Origin of the sequence: Algoriphagus locisalis, assembly GCF_900116615.1 — a bacterium.
In the GTDB taxonomy this organism is placed as follows: Bacteria; Bacteroidota; Bacteroidia; order Cytophagales; family Cyclobacteriaceae; genus Algoriphagus; species Algoriphagus locisalis.
Genome location: NZ_FPBF01000005.1, coordinates 117,732 through 136,185, shown reverse-complemented (window position 1 = coordinate 136,185; position 18,454 = coordinate 117,732). Strand labels below are relative to the sequence as shown.

General features: G+C 42.1%; 11 protein-coding genes. 4 read left to right on the top strand and 7 right to left on the bottom strand.

What is annotated here, in order from left to right; translation table 11 throughout:
- Positions 1-47: 47 nt before the first annotated feature.
- Positions 48-4,409 carry an AsmA family protein gene (locus tag BM386_RS14640; RefSeq protein ID WP_139235930.1) on the bottom strand — a complete coding sequence of 1,454 codons (4,362 nt, stop codon included), beginning with the start codon at positions 4,407-4,409 and terminating at the stop codon, positions 48-50.
- Between the two features lie 1,071 nt (positions 4,410-5,480).
- On the bottom strand, positions 5,481-6,515 hold the full coding sequence (locus BM386_RS14635; protein ID WP_425285311.1) for an RluA family pseudouridine synthase: 1,035 nt from the start codon (positions 6,513-6,515) through the stop codon (positions 5,481-5,483).
- A gap of 58 nt (positions 6,516-6,573) precedes the next feature.
- Between BM386_RS14635 and BM386_RS14630 the strand changes: the two genes are divergently transcribed.
- Positions 6,574-7,506: a 1-aminocyclopropane-1-carboxylate deaminase/D-cysteine desulfhydrase gene (locus tag BM386_RS14630; RefSeq protein ID WP_091695661.1), complete on the top strand. Its 933-nt coding sequence runs from the start codon at positions 6,574-6,576 to the stop codon at positions 7,504-7,506.
- Positions 7,507-7,650: 144 nt separating this feature from the next.
- On the opposite strand, the gene BM386_RS24050 is transcribed toward BM386_RS14630, so the two are convergent.
- The 4 genes from BM386_RS24050 to BM386_RS14610 all read right to left on the bottom strand — a co-directional run bounded on the left by BM386_RS24050 (position 7,651) and on the right by BM386_RS14610 (position 12,348).
- Positions 7,651-7,872, bottom strand: coding sequence for a hypothetical protein (locus BM386_RS24050; protein WP_091695659.1), 222 nt, complete (start codon positions 7,870-7,872; stop codon positions 7,651-7,653).
- A gap of 161 nt (positions 7,873-8,033) precedes the next feature.
- Positions 8,034-8,669 carry an AlbA family DNA-binding domain-containing protein gene (locus tag BM386_RS14620; protein ID WP_091695658.1) on the bottom strand — a complete coding sequence of 212 codons (636 nt, stop codon included), beginning with the start codon at positions 8,667-8,669 and terminating at the stop codon, positions 8,034-8,036.
- Positions 8,670-8,892: 223 nt separating this feature from the next.
- Positions 8,893-10,935 (bottom strand): excinuclease ABC subunit UvrB, encoded by a 2,043-nt coding sequence (gene uvrB, locus BM386_RS14615; RefSeq protein ID WP_091695656.1) that lies wholly within the window; start codon positions 10,933-10,935, stop codon positions 8,893-8,895.
- Positions 10,936-11,157: 222 nt separating this feature from the next.
- Positions 11,158-12,348: a lipoprotein N-acyltransferase Lnb domain-containing protein gene (locus tag BM386_RS14610; protein ID WP_091695654.1), complete on the bottom strand. Its 1,191-nt coding sequence runs from the start codon at positions 12,346-12,348 to the stop codon at positions 11,158-11,160.
- Between the two features lie 109 nt (positions 12,349-12,457).
- On the opposite strand from BM386_RS14610, the gene BM386_RS14605 reads away from it, so the two are divergent.
- The 3 genes from BM386_RS14605 (at position 12,458) to BM386_RS14595 (ending at position 16,969) form a co-directional block, all read left to right on the top strand.
- Positions 12,458-14,698, top strand: a complete 2,241-nt coding sequence (locus tag BM386_RS14605) for a T9SS type A sorting domain-containing protein (RefSeq protein ID WP_170857106.1) — start codon at positions 12,458-12,460, stop codon at positions 14,696-14,698.
- A gap of 184 nt (positions 14,699-14,882) precedes the next feature.
- Complete coding sequence (locus BM386_RS14600) at positions 14,883-16,196, top strand: GntT/GntP/DsdX family permease (protein ID WP_091695651.1); 1,314 nt, start codon at positions 14,883-14,885, stop codon at positions 16,194-16,196.
- 299 nt (positions 16,197-16,495) lie between these two features.
- On the top strand, positions 16,496-16,969 hold the full coding sequence (locus tag BM386_RS14595; RefSeq protein ID WP_091695649.1) for a RidA family protein: 474 nt from the start codon (positions 16,496-16,498) through the stop codon (positions 16,967-16,969).
- Positions 16,970-17,051: 82 nt separating this feature from the next.
- On the opposite strand, the gene BM386_RS14590 is transcribed toward BM386_RS14595, so the two are convergent.
- A complete protein-coding gene (locus tag BM386_RS14590; protein ID WP_091695648.1) occupies positions 17,052-18,446 on the bottom strand; it encodes an MltF family protein in 1,395 nt (464 codons plus the stop codon).
- Positions 18,447-18,454 lie beyond the last annotated feature (8 nt).

Below are 18,454 nucleotides of genomic sequence, written 5' to 3'. Positions count from 1 at the left end.
GCAGGAATCAAAACAAGCTCTAACTGCGACTGATCACTGAAAACTGATCACTCCTCCTCTTCCTCCTTCTTTGGGATCTTTGGTTGTCCCAATCCCAGACTGCCCTTAAGCCCACTGAAAGTCGCGCGCCACCAGCCTCCAAATATGAACTTGGACTTGTCCCGCTCAAAATAGACATCGGAAGTCACACGACGGTTAAAGAATTTACGGGGATTGTTACTTCTGGTAAACGTATTGGCCAGGAACGTGATCAGACCCAGCTTTCCATGACCTCTTTCCAATGTCAGCGAATCAAGAAAAGCTATCTTCAGATCCTTGTATTTGAAGTTCATCTTACCGATAGCCTCCTCATCATCCATACGGAAATTCCACTTTCCATCGGTCACCCGCCCATCTACGACTTTTATAAACAACCCGTTGGCTAGCATGCTATTCAAGAGTGTGAGATCAAACTCACCCAGTTCCACATTCACATCCATGGGATAAGGTGCCCCAAAAAACATATCTGCAGTTAGCTTTACTTCCCCATCTCCCATCAATTTAGCTCTAGCCTCCACCATACTTGATTTTAACGGAAATTCCTCGCTGTTTTTTTTCATGGCAAAGGGAGCAATCGAAGCATTTAGCTCTTCAAATCTGATTACGCCTGGTAGCATAGCTTTGGGAGCAAATTCCTGATACCGTATCAACCCGTTTCGTAAAACCACTGAATCCAATTCCATATCAAAGGGCGCATTCTGCATCAATTCCTGAGGCATAGGCTTAACTAGCCCTTCCTTCTGAGGTATTCTTTTATCCCTAAACACATCCAATTTTAGCCCATCAACCCGCAAAACATCCGCTTTTAGGCTTTGGTTAAGAAAATAGGCATCAAAATCTATCTCTTCAAGTTGTACCCTCTCCACAAAAGCGTCCATAGCATTGTCCTGGTAGCCCTTTTTCCTCAAATATTCATAGCGTCCCATGGCGGGCTGGTAATATATACTATCCAGAATCAAGGTATTTCCCAAGTACCTGATTTTTCCAATATTGAATTTGTTGAGACTATCTTTTGTATAAACCTGATAATTCGAAAGCGAAAGACTCAGGTCCTTTTCCAACAAAATCTGAGGATTTAGATTTGTTTTGCTATTTAAGAAATCGAAATCCAGCCCTTGCAATGCAAGGTTGACCTTGTTAAAAGCCATTCTTGGAATCAGACCTGATTCTTTATCATGCAAGGCTATCGCACCATTGTTGATCAGAATATCCTGAAGCAAAATAGACTCCACCAGCCCCACTTCGCTCGATTTCAATGAATCTTTGGAAGAGTTCTCTCTTGGCGTTTTACTGGATTGATCAAGATAAACATCGATTTTTGGATTCAGCATTCTGAGTTGGGTGATATCAAATACCCCAGTAGATTGTATATCCCGGATGCTATTATTTCTTACTCCCAGTTCATCGATGGTGGCGGAAAAAATAGGCTTTCCCGGATAGCCGGTGATAGTAGCAGGAGCTACTTCAAAATTGGAAAACACTGTCTCATCGGCTGAATTATCCACAAAAAGATTAGAGAACCTAATGGTGTGAATACTATCAGGCAAAGTATATGAAAAATCATTCAAGGTCAGATTGATCTCATCAAACAAGCCGGCAATATCCTTTCTGGCATTGGCTGCCGAGTCGAGATTCAAGCCGGTTATCCCTAGATCAAAATCCGTTTGTATAGATTCAAAATCATCCTTTCCCACCTTATAATTTAGACTCAAATTGGAATTTGTTGCTTCTATTTTAGCTATTGAAACCAGCTCCACTGCCTTTGGAAGTGTCTTTCCTGTGTCTTCCATAGAATTTTCTTCATTTTCCTCCTGCTGATAATTTCTGTTGATTTCCAGATTTATCGTGCTTCCATCCACTGCCAGTTTGTCGAGCTGCAACTGATTTTCAAACAGAAAAGATTCAATGTCCACCCCTTCTAGCGTTACGCTTGGAAGACGCAGGGAAAATGCAATTTTACTCCTGATGGTGCTACTTGGACTCAGCGTCAAATTATCTACAACAATTGTTTTGGACTGGGAATTAAAACGAAGCCCATCTGTATCCACGTCGTAATCCCCTCCAGCCACGCTAAAATCGTATTTCCTTAAAATGAGGTTGATTTCATCCGAAAAAAATGTTCGTCCAGGACTTTTTGCCATTCCTTTCTCTAAGTAAAAACCCTTCAAACTCAGCGACAGACTATCTTCGCTGAGGGAAAGGTTCTTTTTCCCTGCAAAATTCTGATACTGCACCTGACCATTACTGAAACTAACCGAATCGATCTGTATGGTCGAAAAATAAGAAGTCAGCAAATCTTTGATCTCATCAGGAGATTCTACCTGATTGACAGGAATGCTTCCAATTTTTTTCTTCCTGAACCGGGTAAAATTAGCCACCGGAGAAGGAACCAGAATCCGCTTGATAACCAACTTCTCATCCAAATATGCCGACATCAGGTCGATTCCTTCTACCCGAAACTCTGGAATGGAAATATCAAGAATCACAGACTTGCCATAGCTATCAAGTATAACCTGAGTAGAATCCGGATTCTCAGGCCTCAGCGTAAAATTATTCACAACGACCAAAGAATTCTTGCTATCTATCAACACCTTATCAGCCAAAAACTCATGTAGATTATCCCTGAGCTTCAACCTATATTTGTCTAGACTTAGCACCATCTCTTCGGCAAGGAATTGGTTTCTCACATCTGTATCCAGATTAGGTTGCAAAAAGACTTTTTCCAATAACAGGCTGAATTTCTCAAAACCTATATCGTCACTCCGCACTCCCATCTCATTTTTAAACTGAACTTCACCATCTCTCAAGTCCATTTTTCCGATGGACAGCTCATCCATATACCCCTTTAGAAGTTCTTTTACTGGTACCCTTTCTGTAGTTTCTTCAGATTTTCTAAGTTCGGTGATTTCAACTTTTGGAGACTGAATTAGCATCTCCTCAATAGTAAAAACACCCTCATTGTAAAGGCGTTTCAAATTAGTATTCGTCAGGGCGAGTTTTGGCAGTGAAATCCTCATGATGTGCTTCGCAAGATCATTTTTCAAAGCATCCTCTCTTGGTTCTACCCTGATATTTTCAACTATAATTTCGTCTTTGAAAGAGGACACACTTACTCCATCAGCATAAATTACGTGGACCTCATCGGATAAGTACAAATCAGCTTTTTCTATATCCATTGCTGCTTCCTCCCCATAGAAAAATTGATTGACTTTTCTGGACTCATCTGCACCCAGGTAAAAATTGATCATCTTAAAGTCAAGCTTTTGGATATCAATCCTATTCTTTAGCGTATCAGCCAAACTATAAGTGGAAAACTTTCCATTATTCACTGATAATTCCTGAACCTCAAAAGACTTGAGAATACCCTGAATCAATTCGTTTAGATCACCACTTGCTGTACTATCCTTCTCACTGATGGCATTTTGCTCCACTTTGAAGTGTGGATCATTTAAAACTATCTCATCTATAAGAACATTTGAGGACATAAAAGCCTCATTCAAGTCCACATTTCCAACTCGTAGTTCACTCAAATACACATCATAATAAGATTTGCTTTGGGCAGTCCTATCTGGGGTCAGCTGAAAACCATTGATTAAAATCCTGTTATCCAATGAACTCACAAAAACCTTCTCAGATTTTATCGAATGCACACCATCAGGAAGCGGGAAGTTTACATTGTCAAGATCAAACTCAAATCCCCTGGCATTAAAGGGAGTCTCCCATTCCTCCTTAGTCGCCCAGTTGATATCCTTTACAAGCAACCTGGTATTCTCCGCTTTTAAGGAATTTTGGCTTAGGAAATTCAAGAAGAATAAATCGGCATGATCGATTTCCAGTTCACGAATATATACCCCAGTGAAATTAGCCTTATCTATTATCTTCTTTAGTTCCTCTTCAAGAGCTTTGACAGGGGATCCTTTCTCGTTTTCATTTTGCTTACCCTCGGTTTGATTGGATTTAGGAGGCAAATCCATACTGATATTTGGATTATCAAATTCCAATTCACCCACATACAAGATGCCCTCAGAGAAGTCAAACCAGAGTTTTTTCAAAGCCAATTCATCCAAGGTCAAATCAAACAATGCCTGATTTTGCCCGGGTTTGCGATCCCCTATTGGCTTCATGACGATGCCGTCCATGAATACGCCCCGTCTGAGCAAGGAAAACCTTACCCGATTGAAATCAACTAGATATATATCCTTTGCCGCTTCATTGATTTTGCTCCTAGCCCAACTCGACAGCAATAGGTTGGAACCAAAATAAACTACAAATTCCAGAAAAAGTATGGCTAAAAAAGTAAACATCACCCACCTCACTACTTTCTTTCGAAAAGGGTGTTTCGAATGCTTGTCTTTGTGGGCCTCGCTCATTCAGTTGGTCGTTTTGTCTAAATTAGACATTTAAGACAAATTTAAACGAAAAAAGCAGCACATGAGTGCTGCTTTATATGCTGTAGGAGAAGGATTCGAACCTCCACGGAGAAGTTAGGCAATAGTCCGGTTGAATTACGCTTTTTACTTGATTCTCCACCCCCGAGACAGGAGGGCTTGTCTGCCAATTTCAACATCCTACAATGTGGAATGTTACTCTTAACTGGCCTTTTGCCAATTCTATTGATTTTTAGAAAATCAAAGTTTAATAGGTCTGATAAGCAAAGTTTCTAAAGGAGCGCAAAACCAATCAGCTCTTCCATTTTTTATTTTGCTGGGTCAAAATTAGAGATATCATTGGTTTATTAAAATTTTGACAAGATTTAATTTACTTTTTTACAGTAAACATATATTAAAAAGAAATTATTTGAAATATCAATAATTAATCACCAAATATAGGTATAGTAATTAATGATTTAATAATGGAGGTTGCCACCTATATACACCAAATCTTATTGGGCTAATTAGAACAAAGGCAAAATCCATCTAAAATAAAAAAAGGCATAAAAAAAACCACGAAACAAAATTTCATGGTTTTAGTCAATTAACAATAAACCCAAAATAACCTGCTGTAGGAGAAGGATTCGAACCTCCACGGAGTAGTTAGGCAAATTTACGAGCTCGCTAAATGCTTTATCCTATGACCTCCACCCCCGAGACAGGAGGGCTTGTCTGCCAATTTCAACATCCTACAGTGTAGTGTAATTTCAATGTATTTTGAGTGCTTTGAGAGTAAACCGTTTGTTATTCCCTCTTTGTATGATTCAAATATAGAAGGTCGGTTTATTTATTGCAAATAATTCAAAAATAAAACTGAATATTTACAGTATTTTTAATGAAAACGATTGAAAAATGAAGTATCGTTAAAAACGATAATAATATAGAGCCGTATATTGACTATTTTTCAATGATAGGCCACAATATTATCAATACGGCCTAAAAACAGCCATTTTGTTAATGAATCAACATAAAATCTATAGAAATATTGGCTATTCACTAATGAAAGTGATGCTATTCGAAATTCACATAGTTATCCCATTTATCGAGAACAGATTGAAAATCCTCAGGAAGCGGTGCTTCAAAATATAGTTTTTCATTGGTGACTGGGTGAATGAATCCCAAAGACATGGCATGTAATGCCTGCCTTGGTAAAAGATCAAATGCATTTTGGACAAAAGTCTTATACTTCGAGAATTGGGTTCCCTTGCGGATTTTATCTCCTCCATAAGTTGCATCATTGAAAAGCGGATGTCCCAAGAATTTCATATGTGCCCGGATCTGATGGGTGCGTCCAGTTTCCAGATTACACTGGATCAGCGAAACATATCGTAATCGCTTCAGCACTTTCCAATGAGTTACAGCATGCTTGCCCTGACTTCCGTCCGGAAAGACATCCATGATTTTACGGTTTTTGGCACTTCTTCCTACATGACCTACAACTGTACCTGCATCCTCTTCAGGCTCTCCCCACACCAATGCCAGGTAAGTGCGCTCTATGGTATGGTGGAAAAACTGTTTTGCAAGAAATGTCATGGCATCTTCAGATTTGGCGATCACCAGCAATCCAGAGGTATCCTTGTCGATTCGATGTACCAGCCCTGGCCTGCCTTCATTCCCCTTCATCTCAGGTAGATTCTGAAAATGATGTACCAACCCATTCACTAAAGTGCCGGACCAGTTCCCATGAGCTGGATGCACCACCATGCCCGCAGGCTTGTTTACTACGAGCAACTGCTTATCCTCATAGACAAAATCAAGTGGAATATCCTCAGGCAGCACTTCCGTATCACGTGGTGGCTTGCCCATCATCACACGTATATCATCAAGCGGCTTTACCTTGTAACTCCCCTTGATAGATTCCCCATTCACCTGAATAGCCCCTGCATCTATGGCCTGTTGGATTTTATTGCGTGTGGCGAAAGCTATTTTGCCTGTTAAAAACTTATCAATCCTGATGGGCGTCTGGCCTTTGTCTATTACAAACTTAAAATGTTCGTATAGCTCTAACTCCTCCTCATCAAAATCTTCCTCTTGTTGCATGCTCATGCTGCAAAAATAGGATTATCAAGCTTAACTTTGATACCTTAACAAAAAAGCACGACCAATGCTCCGCCCAAACCCTGTACCTAATCAGTTTCTTACACATTCTTTTTTAGAGGAAAAGGGGATAGAATTGGCAGTCAAACGCTTGGATTTAGTCCATCCGGAGGTTTCTGGAAACAAGTTTTTCAAACTCAGACACAATCTGGATCAAGCCAAAAAGGAAGGAAAGAACAAGGTGTTGACTTTTGGAGGAGCTTATTCCAACCATATCTACGCAACTTCCCAAGCAGCAAAAGCTGAAGGTTTGGAATGCATTGGGCTGATCAGGGGTGAGGGTGTTAAACCCTTCAATCACACCCTTTCCAGTGCCGAAAAAGCGGGCATGGAACTTCACTTTATTGACAGAACTGCCTATAGAAATAAAGCGGAATCTGAATTTCTGGTGGAACTGAAAGAGAGATTTGGAGATTTTTACCTAATTCCTGAAGGGGGAACCAACGGATTGGCGATCCAGGGAACCTCGGAAATTCTGGGCCCAGAAGATCAGCAATTTTCTTTTATCTGCTCCTCTATAGGTACTGGAGGCACATTCGCAGGACTGTATGCTTCTCTTTCATCCACACAATACCTTACAGGATTCTCTTCCTTAAAAGGGAACTTTATAAATAAAGAAGTAAGCGAACTAATCCGGATACACCGCATCTACAGCGAAGGCCAATATTCTATCCTAACACAATTCCACTTTGGAGGATATGCGAAATACCATGAAAAGTTAATCGAATTTATCTGGTGGTTTTACGAAAACTTCGGGATCGTACTTGATCCTATTTACACAGGGAAAATGGCATTTGGACTCTGGGAGCTCATCCGTGTCCGCTATTATCCAAGAGGCTCAAAAGTGCTGATGATCCACACCGGCGGACTGCAAGGGAATATTGGCTTTACAGAAAGGACCGGGATAAAACTACCTATGGACGCTCCTCAGGGTTTGTAATCCCGAGGCTTATCCGTTGGATTTATAATCCTTATAAACCAACTAAGCTCAACCCTAGTCACCCAAAATCAGCCAATTCAAGCATTCCTTTTTTTATCCCAAAATATCCCGCCGCACTACTCCACACATAATGTTCTTCTCTTTCTACCCAACCCGAGTGAAATTCGGGATTGCAAATCCCGAATAGCATGCCCTTAGTCCTTCAACATAAAATAATCCTCCGACTCCTGCGGATGGATTTGAAGTACTTTGGCCAAAACCAAGCGCACCAAGGTTTTGGAGGCCAAAAACTTTGGTAGATTCGCCAATTTCACCGCTCCTCGGGATTTGCAATCCCGAGGCCGATCCGTTGGATTTATAATCCATATAAACCAACTAAGCTCAACCCTAGTCACCCAAACTCAGCCAATTCAAGCATTCCTTTTTTTATCCCAAAATATCCCGCCGCACTACTCCACACATAATCTTCTTCTCTTTCTACCCAACCCAAGTGAAATTCGGGATTGCAAATCCCGAATAGCACGCCCTTACTCCTTCAACGTAAAATAATCCTCCGATTCCTGCGGATGGATTTGAAGTACATTGGCCAAAACCAAGCGAACCAAGGTTTTGGAAGCCAGAAATTTTGGCAGATTCGCCAGTTTCGCAAATTCCTTGAGCGTGATTTTCTCTGATTCGCCAAGAGCCTTCATCAATATCTCTTCCTTTCTCCCATAGGTAAAAACCATATCCCGAGGATTTTTCCCCCTCCGCAATATTTCCCAAACTTCTCTACTCGCCTTTACAGAGCGGTCTGCCACTCGAATAAATGCTTGCTTTCGGTCTTTCTCCTTGAGGTAATGCGGGCGGTTGGGACTTATTGGAACTTTGAAAACGGCGACTCCCTTTTTCTCATTGAGTTTCAGCGAAAACAACTCATAATCTAACCGAGGAAAAATCAGCTCTTTGATCGCCTTTTCCATCACAAAAATCTCTTCCTCAATAAACCGCTGACCACTAACAGTCCCGTCATCATCCACTCCGATCAATAAATCGCCCCCTGAAGTATTTGCAAAGGCGATTAACTCCCTAACAATCTTTTCAGGAAAAGTCGCTTTCTTTTTGAATTCTATCCTTTGCCCCTCGCCTTTCGCAGCAAGCAACTTCACCTCTTGGAGTGTCATTATTTATATATTATAGAAATAATTGCACATTCTAATCTTCAACAATAGTTAAATAAGTCCTCGATTTAGGCAACTATCGCGATGCACCTTTTTAGTGTACTTTTAGAATGCTTTATTTATTTCCTATGACACCTATGCTTCTATGTGGTTTTCCTTTTGACCACATAGACACATAGAATACATAGTTTTATATTTTGTGAACTTTAACATTGTAGTAGAAAAACTACTTACTAACACCTCGATTTAGCTGCTCCAACCTGGATTTTTGGGATTGCCACTCATCACGAAGTCTGGCAGCTTCCATAAAGTTAAGTTCCTTAGCAGCTTTCTCCATTAACTTCTGGGTCTGAGCTATCAATTTCTCCAACTTATCCTTACTTAGATATTGCACCACAGGATCTGCAGCCATACTTTCCTCGCCAGGCATAGGCTCCGCATAGAACTTGGCATTTTTCTTCGAGTCTGCCACCTTGGTCTGCCCCATAATCTTGTCATGTGACTTTAAGATCGTAGTCGGAGTAATACCATTTGCAGTATTATACTCGATCTGCAAGGCACGTCTCCGCTTGGTTTCATCAATCGCGGACTGCATGGAGTCCGTGATTTTATCCGCATACATAATCACACGCCCTTCTGAGTTTCGTGCCGCACGACCTATAGTCTGCACCAAACTTCGCTCATTTCTGAGGAAACCTTCCTTATCCGCATCCAATATTGCCACCAAGGATACCTCCGGCAAATCCAATCCCTCTCTTAGCAGGTTCACACCCACAAGTACATCGAAAATCCCCAACCTCAATTCCCTCAATATCTCTACCCTATCTAAGGTTTTTACTTCCGAGTGGATATAGCGTGATTTCACACCAGCTCTTTCCAAAAACTTTTGAAGCTCCTCCGCCATCCGTTTGGTCAGCGTGGTCACCAAGGTTCTCGCACCACTTTTGATCGTCTGGTCTATTTCCTCCAGCAAATCATCGATTTGATTCTGGCTTGGTCTCACTTCGATCGTAGGATCCAACAATCCAGTAGGACGAATGATTTGCTCCACCACCACACCTTCCGTCAGTGACAACTCATAATCCGCAGGGGTAGCCGAAACATAAATCACCTGATTCGTCAGATCCTGAAACTCTTCAAACTTCAAAGGACGGTTGTCCAAAGCAGAAGGAAGCCTAAAACCAAAGTCAACCAAATTGATTTTACGGGATCTATCTCCACCCCACATAGCGCGAACTTGGGGTAAGGTGACGTGGCTTTCATCCACCACAAGTAGAAAATCATCCGGGAAATAATCCAGCAAGCAGAAAGGCCTAGCCCCTGGAGCTCGTCTATCAAAATACCTGGAGTAGTTTTCGACACCTGAGCAATAGCCCAGTTCCCGCATCATTTCTAGGTCAAATTCGGTTCGCTCTTGAAGTCGTTTTGCTTCCATGAATTTACCCTCTCTTTCGAAGAAATTCACCTGATCCACCATATCATATTGGATCTCATGAATAGCCGTTTGCAAGGTGTCTTTTCCAGTTACAAACAGGTTTGCGGGAAATATGGAAATGATTTTTTCATCATTGAGCTTTTTGCCAGTTGCTGGATCAAAACGCTGAATCGCCTCTATCTCATCTCCCCAAAAGAAAATCCGGTATCCCCAGTCAGCATAAGCAACAAAAATATCTACCGTGTCTCCTTTCACCCGGAAAGTCCCCCGAGTTAAGTCATGCTGGGTTCTGCTATATAAAATATCCACCAGCTTAAAGAGCAACTGATTTCTAGGAATCCGGTCGCCTTCCTGAAGCTTGATGACATTTTTTCCAAACTCATCAGGATTCCCTATACCATAGATGCAGGAAACCGAAGCCACAACGATCACATCCCTACGTCCGGTAAGCAAAGCCGAAGAAGCACTTAGTCTTAGCTTTTCGATCTCCTCATTGATGGAGAGATCCTTTTCTATATAAGTTCCCGAAGTCGGGATAAATGCCTCCGGCTGATAATAATCGTAGTATGAAATAAAATACTCGACGGCATTTTCAGGGAAAAACTGCTTGAACTCACCGTAAAGCTGGGCAGCAAGCGTCTTATTATGACTCAAGACCAGCGTGGGTTTCTGGGTTTGTTGGATCAGATTGGCCACGGTAAAAGTTTTACCAGAACCCGTCACACCCAGTAAGACCTGGGCCTGTTCTCCATTATTGATACCCTTGGTGAGTTCAGCTATTGCCTTGGGCTGATCTCCGGTAGGCTGATAATCTGAGGTAAGTTTGAATTCCATAAGCTTCGTCCGAAAATACCCAACACCAATTCCCTATGCAAAAGTTTGGAGGGAAAGAGAAAATTACTTTATAAGATTATCAGCAATGATGCCAGTCACCTTAGATTCTTCCTTAGCAGGTCGGAAGACCGATGACCGAAGACCGAAGCGGCTTCAATTAATAAGTTTAACATATCCTAAATTGCTTTTGCCTCCTTGCTGCTAGAAAAGCGGATCTACATATTACTTTTTGACAGGCCTAAATTTCCCGATGTTATAATACAAATAGTTCGTTCTCAGGATCAGCACCAAAAGCAAGGGAATCAGACTTGGATGAAAAGATTGCCAGCCCATAATCCAAAAAACTACTGCTATATCAGCCATAATCAAAGCAAAGAGCAAGTATCTCAATACCCAAGGTTGGAGTGTTTTTTTGAAAAAAACGAAGGCTAAAACCAGATGCCCCGGAAATGCCCAGAGTATGTTCCAGTTATACTTCGTAGAGGGAATCTCTGAACCAATCCAAAGCGCAGCTATCACCAAACCTATGATTCCCAAAATGCCAAAAAACACAATATCAAATCCTAGAAACAGCTTTTTCTTCTTGAATCCTATGAATGTGATCGCTGTGAAAATAAGCGCCACTACCCAGAAAATCCAATAAGGGTTTATCGCTCCAAAAGATCCCTCAGGTTTTTCAAAATCAAGAATTACCCTGCTTTTCCCTACCAGCGGACGGGTAGGCCCATCGCCTTGTATCTCTGCACGGGAAAAAGATGCTTCGACATATTTGGGCAGAAACTGCTCTTCCTGCGGAGTGGCATCTCTATCCAAGCGAGAACCCAGTGCCAAGTCAATTCCCAAATCTGACCAGGACATAAAATACACCATCTCATCAATCAATTCCCGAAAGGTCTTGTCCACAGGCTCCTGCACTTCATCATTCCAGACCAGCTGATCTCCCAATACCGACCCAATCGCATCACGCACGCGTGTTGCACAGTTGTCAAAGAAAAAGTCGTATCGATAAGCCCGGTTCTCAGGCAGGTAGTTCGTTTCCAGGAAGCTAATCAAGTCCAACTTCTGCTGTTCATTCAGATTTAAAACCTGCTCCCGAACGCTACGCTGGAAGTAATCGTATTCTGCGATAAAGCGATCAAAAGTCGAAACCGAGAGGTAGTAATCCAGTCTGCCCCCGGCAAAATTCAGCACAAAATTAGGCGCGCCAAAGTCAAAAGTCCCATAATTATAGACCACATCTCTGCCCGTACTCAGATCCAGCACGCGGATTCCGCTATGCCCAAAGGAGGTATAAATCATCTCTCCAGGATCGCAGGTTAGAAGGCTGATCTGGTACTGCTGGGCGCTCAAAGAAGATAAACCACTGACAGTCAGCAAAAAAATCAAACTAATTACTATTTTTTTATAATTCATTTCCCTAAATTAATAGACGTTTTTTTAATGAATATTTTTTCGCATGAAAACACGGGGCAAAACGTTGGCCTGTAGGGCTCTTTTTCACAGCCGAATATACCTTATATTCTTGGCAGTTGCATTTTGGTGCCTAGTCTTAAACGCTTCCTTAGGACAGGAAATTGGAGCATACCGCAGCGTTGCATCAGGTAATTATGGAAATATCAATATTTGGGAAATATTTGATGGGACTGTCTGGTCAGCAGCATCCATAAAGCCTGGACAGACAAATGATATTTACATAGATGTAGGGCACTTAGTGACACTGACTGGAGATGAGGAAGCGAAGAGTGTATTTATCAACGCCCAGGCAAGTGCTGGCGAAAAATTAAACCTAAACGGAAATAATCTAGATATTTACGGCAGTTTACAAGGGTTTGATGGAGCTGCCCCAGGAATACCTAATAGAGCTTGGAACAGCATTAATTGGATAGGAAACTCAATAACTAGTACGCTGACTTTCAAGGGAAATTCCAGAGCCATTATTAAACTTGATACATGGACGGGTCAATCTGATAGAAGTAGGTACTCGGTAGTTTTTGATCCTGGCCCAAGTGTAGAATTAATCATAGAAGAAGCTTTCAAAGCTTTAAGTTTTACTATAAAATCGGGATCTGTTTATCAAAAAATAGATAATAATTCGGCTCCCAGTAAGTGTCCTACTTTCTCATTCAACACTGAAACTACTATTTATGGATCAGGTGACTATGGGGAATTCCATATTGAACCAGGGGCAAAACTTGTTTCTGATTGTGACAGTGATATTTTATTCAGATCAGCTTCCCTTAGTGCCGCGCTTTTCGATCTCCAATCCGGTGGAGAATTAATCCTAGAAGGCACATCCCCTCAAATCGAAGCTGCAAATTTTCAACTTAATGGCAAAGTGACCTTCAATAAAAACTCAGGAACACAGAATTTCATTTCTAAATCTTTCGCTAGTTCTGTATTGCCACTAAAATTCCATGACTTAGAAATCCAGGGCTCCCAAAATGTCACTCTCCCTCCTGCGATTTCAGTAACGGGAAATATCACTCAATCCGGAACTGGTCAATTTCAGATGAATAATACCCACCTGACTTTTGAAGGAGCCGAAGATCAAATTATTTCCGGCTTTGCATTAAACCCACAAGATCTGACTGTAAACAAATCCGGGGGTGAAGTTGCCTTTGATCAAAACCTCACCGTCCTTCGAAACCTCAGCATGCAGGACGGTAAACTGAATTTCCAGAACAACACCCTAACTATAAATACCTCAAGCGACGGCACTTTGGATTATCAAGGAGGTTCTTGGGAGAATCTCACTTCCTTTACTTATGCCAACGCTCCCACTAGCTTTGAGGCTTCTAACGCTACTTTCCCATTTGGTGATCGGTACCATGGCGGTATAAGAAAGGTTCAGATGCTGGGTACAAATGCAGGAGGAGATCTTACAATCGACTATACAGAATATAATGGCGCTGATTTCAATCCCGGATTCAGCGATTCAGACGCAACTCCAATTCTATACAGACTATTCAGCTACTTTAATTTTTCTGGACTAAATTCAAGTTCAAACCCGCTGGAATTGAGAATTTCAGCTAAAAACTTAATCGTTGATGAACCGGAAGATCTTAGGTTGGTTTGTACTGGTTATGCCGCACCCGGGACACATATAGAAAGCTCAGACACGGACAACCTTTGGGCAATACGAAGTCTAACCTTTGACGATCTTTCTGATAAAAACTTCACCGTAGGAAGTTTCAGAACCCTGAGCATTCTTCCGGTGACCTGGCTTTCTGTTTCTGCCCAAGTCAAAGGGAATAGTCGTCAGATCACCTGGTCAGTGGCAAGTGAAAAGGACAATGAAAAGTTTGAAATCTACACTTCGGAAAACGGGTTGGAAAACTGGCTGAAAATCGGGGAAATCCCAAGCCAAGGAAATTCTGAAACTCCAACTTTTTACTCATTCAAAGACGAAAACTATTCACAATCCCTAACGTCTTACTATCAAATCAGAGTGGTTGATTTCTTTGGCCAGGAATCATGGAGCGAAGTTGTAAGACTTGAGGGGAAGCTTCCATCTTTAGCAGATCAACTTACTATCTATCCAAACCCACATTCAATGGGAAAAATCTGGGTAAGCTTACCTGAAACCTTTAAGTCTGAATATACTCAAGTCTCGATTAATTCGACACAGGGAGCATTGATTTCATCATTTAGCTTTAGCGAGGTCAGATTATCCGACAAACTGCAAGAAATGAACCCTGGTGTTTACATTATTACTTTTTCAAATACAGACACATCAATTCAAACTCGATGGATTAAGAGATAGTCGGATAGCTACATTCAAAAGCGAAAGTGGGGTTTAGATTTCCATACAAATTATTTATTACCAACTTCTGAGACTGATCACTGCGACTGAAGACTATTCAATCCTTTTTCACAACAAACTCCTTTCGCAAAACCCTAATCCGCCAATGTTTTTTATCTTAGCCAGCTAAACCCAACCTTTTCTTATGACCATTCTTCTTGTATTGCTCAGTATAGCGATCCTTGTGCTACTGATTGTCTGGGCTAAGCTTAATCCTTTTTTGGCCTTTTTGATCGCTTCTATCGCTGCGGGTTTTTTGCTGGGGCTGCCTGCAGATCAGATAGCAGGATCGGTGCAGCGGGGCATGGGCGGCTTGCTTGGAGATTTGGTGATCGTGATCGTGATGGGTGCTATGCTCGGCAAGTTGGTGGCGGAATCGGGTGCTGCCCAGCGCATCGCGGGTTTCCTGATGAAGGTTTTCGGGCAAAAGCACATCACCTGGGCCATGTCCATCACGGGTTTGGTCGTGGGAATTCCCTTATTCTATAATGTAGGATTTGTGCTACTAGTTCCTTTGGCTTTTACTGTTGCTTATCAATATAAAATCTCAGCTGTCTATGTAGGCATCCCGCTTTTGGCGGCACTTTCGGTGACACATGGTTTTTTGCCCCCGCATCCATCACCCGCTGCTTTGGTGGCTCAGTTTGATGCCAATATGGGCTTGACTCTCCTGTACGGATTTATGATAGCGATTCCTACTATTGGGCTCGCAGGGCCGATTTTCGCCAGAACACTGAAGAATATGAAAGCAGAGCCTCTGAAGACTTTCCAAGCAGAAACCAAGCCTGAATCCGAACTTCCTTCTACTGCAAACAGCTTCTTTACTGCACTTCTCCCGGTATTCCTTTTGGTTGCGACCACCGCTCTGAATCTGAATATTTCCCCAGAAAGCAGCTTAGCGCCCCTAGTTGCTTTCGTAGCAGATCCCGGCATGGTGATGTTGGTCTCTGTGCTGATAGCCACCTATACTCTGGGTATAAAACGTAATTTCTCCATGAAACAAATCATGGATCTCTATACCGTAGCAACCAAGGACATTGCCATGATTCTATTGATCGTAGCTGGGGCTGGAGCATTGAAACAAATCTTCACTGATACTGGCGTTAGTTTAGTGATCGCAGAAGGGTTGCAGAGCTGGGATATTCATCCACTTATTTTGGCTTGGATCATTACCGCTATTATCCGGGTTTGTGTAGGCTCAGCAACTGTAGCTGGGCTGACTACAGCCGGGATTATTGCTCCTTTGGTCACCACCATGAATGTGGATCCTAACCTTTTGGTATTGTCCATAGGCGCAGGAAGTCTGATGTTTTCGCATTTCAACGATGCAGGATTCTGGATGTACAAGGAGTTTTTCAACGTAAGCATCAAGGATACGATCAAGTCCTGGTCGGTGATGGAAACCATTGTTGCGGTTTCGGGCTTAGTCGGAGTGCTGATACTCGATATTTTCATATGATTATAATTAATTTTCAAAGGCCATATGGAATCTTCGCATGCGTTACAATTATACCTTTGTGTGTCGTTTTGGTTCATGCTCGATTTCATATAATTTTAATATTTATATCCGCTTTTCTGCAAGAAAGGAGGCAAAAGCAATATAGGGTATATTAAACTTAAGGATTGAGGCCACTTCAGCCTGTCCCGCCAATGCGGGAGTCTTCGGTCATCGGTCTTCCGACCAGATAAGCGGATAATCAAAGGTGACTGGCAAGATTGCGGATAATCAAAAATTTTAATTTCAAAAAATCACCAACTATGGAATCTCCAGAAAGCAATTTCTCCAAACTCGGACTTAACCTACCTCCAGCGCCCAAACCACTCGGCGTTTATAAACCTTGTCTTATTGACGGTAAATATTTGTACCTCTCAGGCCATGGCACTGTGCAGGATGACGGTAGCCTCATCATGGGAAGAATAGGGCAAGACCTTGATATAGAAGAAGGAAAACTAGCGGCTAGACAGGTTGGCCTAGCCATGCTCGCTACTATCAAAGCAAATCTAGGCTCGCTGAATCGGGTGAAGCGTGTGATCAAAGTGCTGGGAATGGTAAATTGTGTCTCTACTTTTGAGCGTCACCCATATGTGATCAATGGCTGTAGTGAATTATTTGCAGCCGTTTGGGGAGAGGAAAATGGGATCGGAGTACGATCCGCTGTGGGCATGGGAACCCTACCGGATAATATTCCAGTGGAAGTGGAAGCGATGTTTGAGCTGCACGAGGGAGCTTAACCCACCTCTAGTCACTTACTGAATTCAATTTTAGAATGGTCTGTGTGACACAGATCACGGCGGGATAGCTTCTCGAAGGAACTTAAGGTTCTACGAGCGCTTTATAAGATTCGAACACACTCATCACGTCTTTGACATAGTTCACAGCCAAATGCCCTTTGGCGAAGCCACTTTTGACAATAGGATCCCGGTAATAATCGGGATCGCTTTTTAGCTCTAAAAACTCTGAAACGGAAGCCCAAGACTGGGTGTTTTTACCATATTTCAAAGTCAATCTCCAGGCATCTTCCACATGACCATGGCCTATGTTATAGGAAGCCAATACGAATTTCAGACGCTCAGAAGTATCGGGCACTCTTTCCATCCAGAACTTATCCAAGTACCTCAAATACCGAACTCCACCCATTAAAGATTCTGAAGGATCATTAGGGTTTTCCACTCCAAATCGCTCTAGGGTTACCGGCATTAATTGCAGCAATCCTTTTGCTCCGGCATAGGAAGTCGCAACGGTATCAAACCTGGATTCTTTGTAAACCAAGGAAGCAAGTAATCGCCAATCCCAACCTAACTGCTCTGCACCATCTTTGATGATCTCATCGTAAACAGAAATCTGATTTCCTGCCAGCGAAGAAAATGGGCTATTACTTCTGAAATAACTGTTTTTTGGAGTTAAGAAGTATTTAGCATATAGATCAGGGATAAAGCGCTTTTGCTTATCCTCCAACCAGGTATTTAAGGAGCTTAGAAGCTTTGGGGAGTTTTCCCGCACGACCCAAGAAACGTCTCCTTCTTTCTGAACTTTCCAAGAAATATCCAGTCCACCATAGTAGGTCGCATTGGCTTGTGCAATATTCTGATCGGCAATCGTCCATTTTATTTCACCTTCAGCCACTTTATCGATCAGGATTTCCTCATGCTCGGGAGTAGTGATGATGGTATAATTTAACTGAAGAGAATCCTTCAAATGGCATAGTTGATTTTTGTACACTGCCCCTTCCCGTACGTAAATTGTATCTGATGAGAGGTGTTCCCAGGAAGTGATTTTACCGGAGTTTTCATTTCCCACCAGCACGGTATTCATTTTACCAAGAGGGTGTGAAAAAGATGTATTATCCGAGCGCTCACTACTTTTTTCAAGATTCATCGCAATCAAATCCACCTTTCCCTCCTTGAGGTAATCAAAGGCTCGATCGATATCTGAAACCATAACCAAATGCAACTGCACATTTAGACGCTTCGCAAGATCGCGGAGTAGCTCATATTCATAGCCCATTCTGCGCCCACGGTAGATGTAATAACCTGTGGAATTATTGTCAACTGCAGCTCTGATAAAACCCCTGTTTTGTATGCCAGGAAGATCAAGTATGTAGGTTTCCTTCTTGGAAAGAGAGCCAAAGTTCTTCTCTATAAATGTGCATTGCACACCGAAGAGAAGAAGGATCGCTATAGAGGAAAGTAGTATTAATGCTTTTTTCATTCACTAGA

Excerpts from the sequence above, each read along its gene's own strand:
- BM386_RS14640 (WP_139235930.1), bottom strand. The coding sequence starts at position 4,409 with ATGAGCGAGGCCCACAAAGACAAGCATTCGAAACACCCTTTTCGAAAG.
- BM386_RS14590 (WP_091695648.1), bottom strand. The coding sequence starts at position 18,446 with ATGAAAAAAGCATTAATACTACTTTCCTCTATAGCGATCCTTCTTCTC.
- BM386_RS24050 (WP_091695659.1), bottom strand. The coding sequence starts at position 7,872 with ATGGATTATAAATCCAACGGATCGGCCTCGGGATTGCAAATCCCGAGG.
- BM386_RS14595 (WP_091695649.1), top strand. The coding sequence starts at position 16,496 with ATGGAATCTCCAGAAAGCAATTTCTCCAAACTCGGACTTAACCTACCT.
- BM386_RS14620 (WP_091695658.1), bottom strand. The coding sequence starts at position 8,669 with ATGACACTCCAAGAGGTGAAGTTGCTTGCTGCGAAAGGCGAGGGGCAA.
- BM386_RS14600 (WP_091695651.1), top strand. The coding sequence starts at position 14,883 with ATGACCATTCTTCTTGTATTGCTCAGTATAGCGATCCTTGTGCTACTG.
- uvrB (WP_091695656.1), bottom strand. The coding sequence starts at position 10,935 with ATGGAATTCAAACTTACCTCAGATTATCAGCCTACCGGAGATCAGCCC.
- BM386_RS14610 (WP_091695654.1), bottom strand. The coding sequence starts at position 12,348 with ATGAATTATAAAAAAATAGTAATTAGTTTGATTTTTTTGCTGACTGTC.
- BM386_RS14635 (WP_425285311.1), bottom strand. The coding sequence starts at position 6,515 with ATGAGCATGCAACAAGAGGAAGATTTTGATGAGGAGGAGTTAGAGCTA.
- BM386_RS14630 (WP_091695661.1), top strand. The coding sequence starts at position 6,574 with ATGCTCCGCCCAAACCCTGTACCTAATCAGTTTCTTACACATTCTTTT.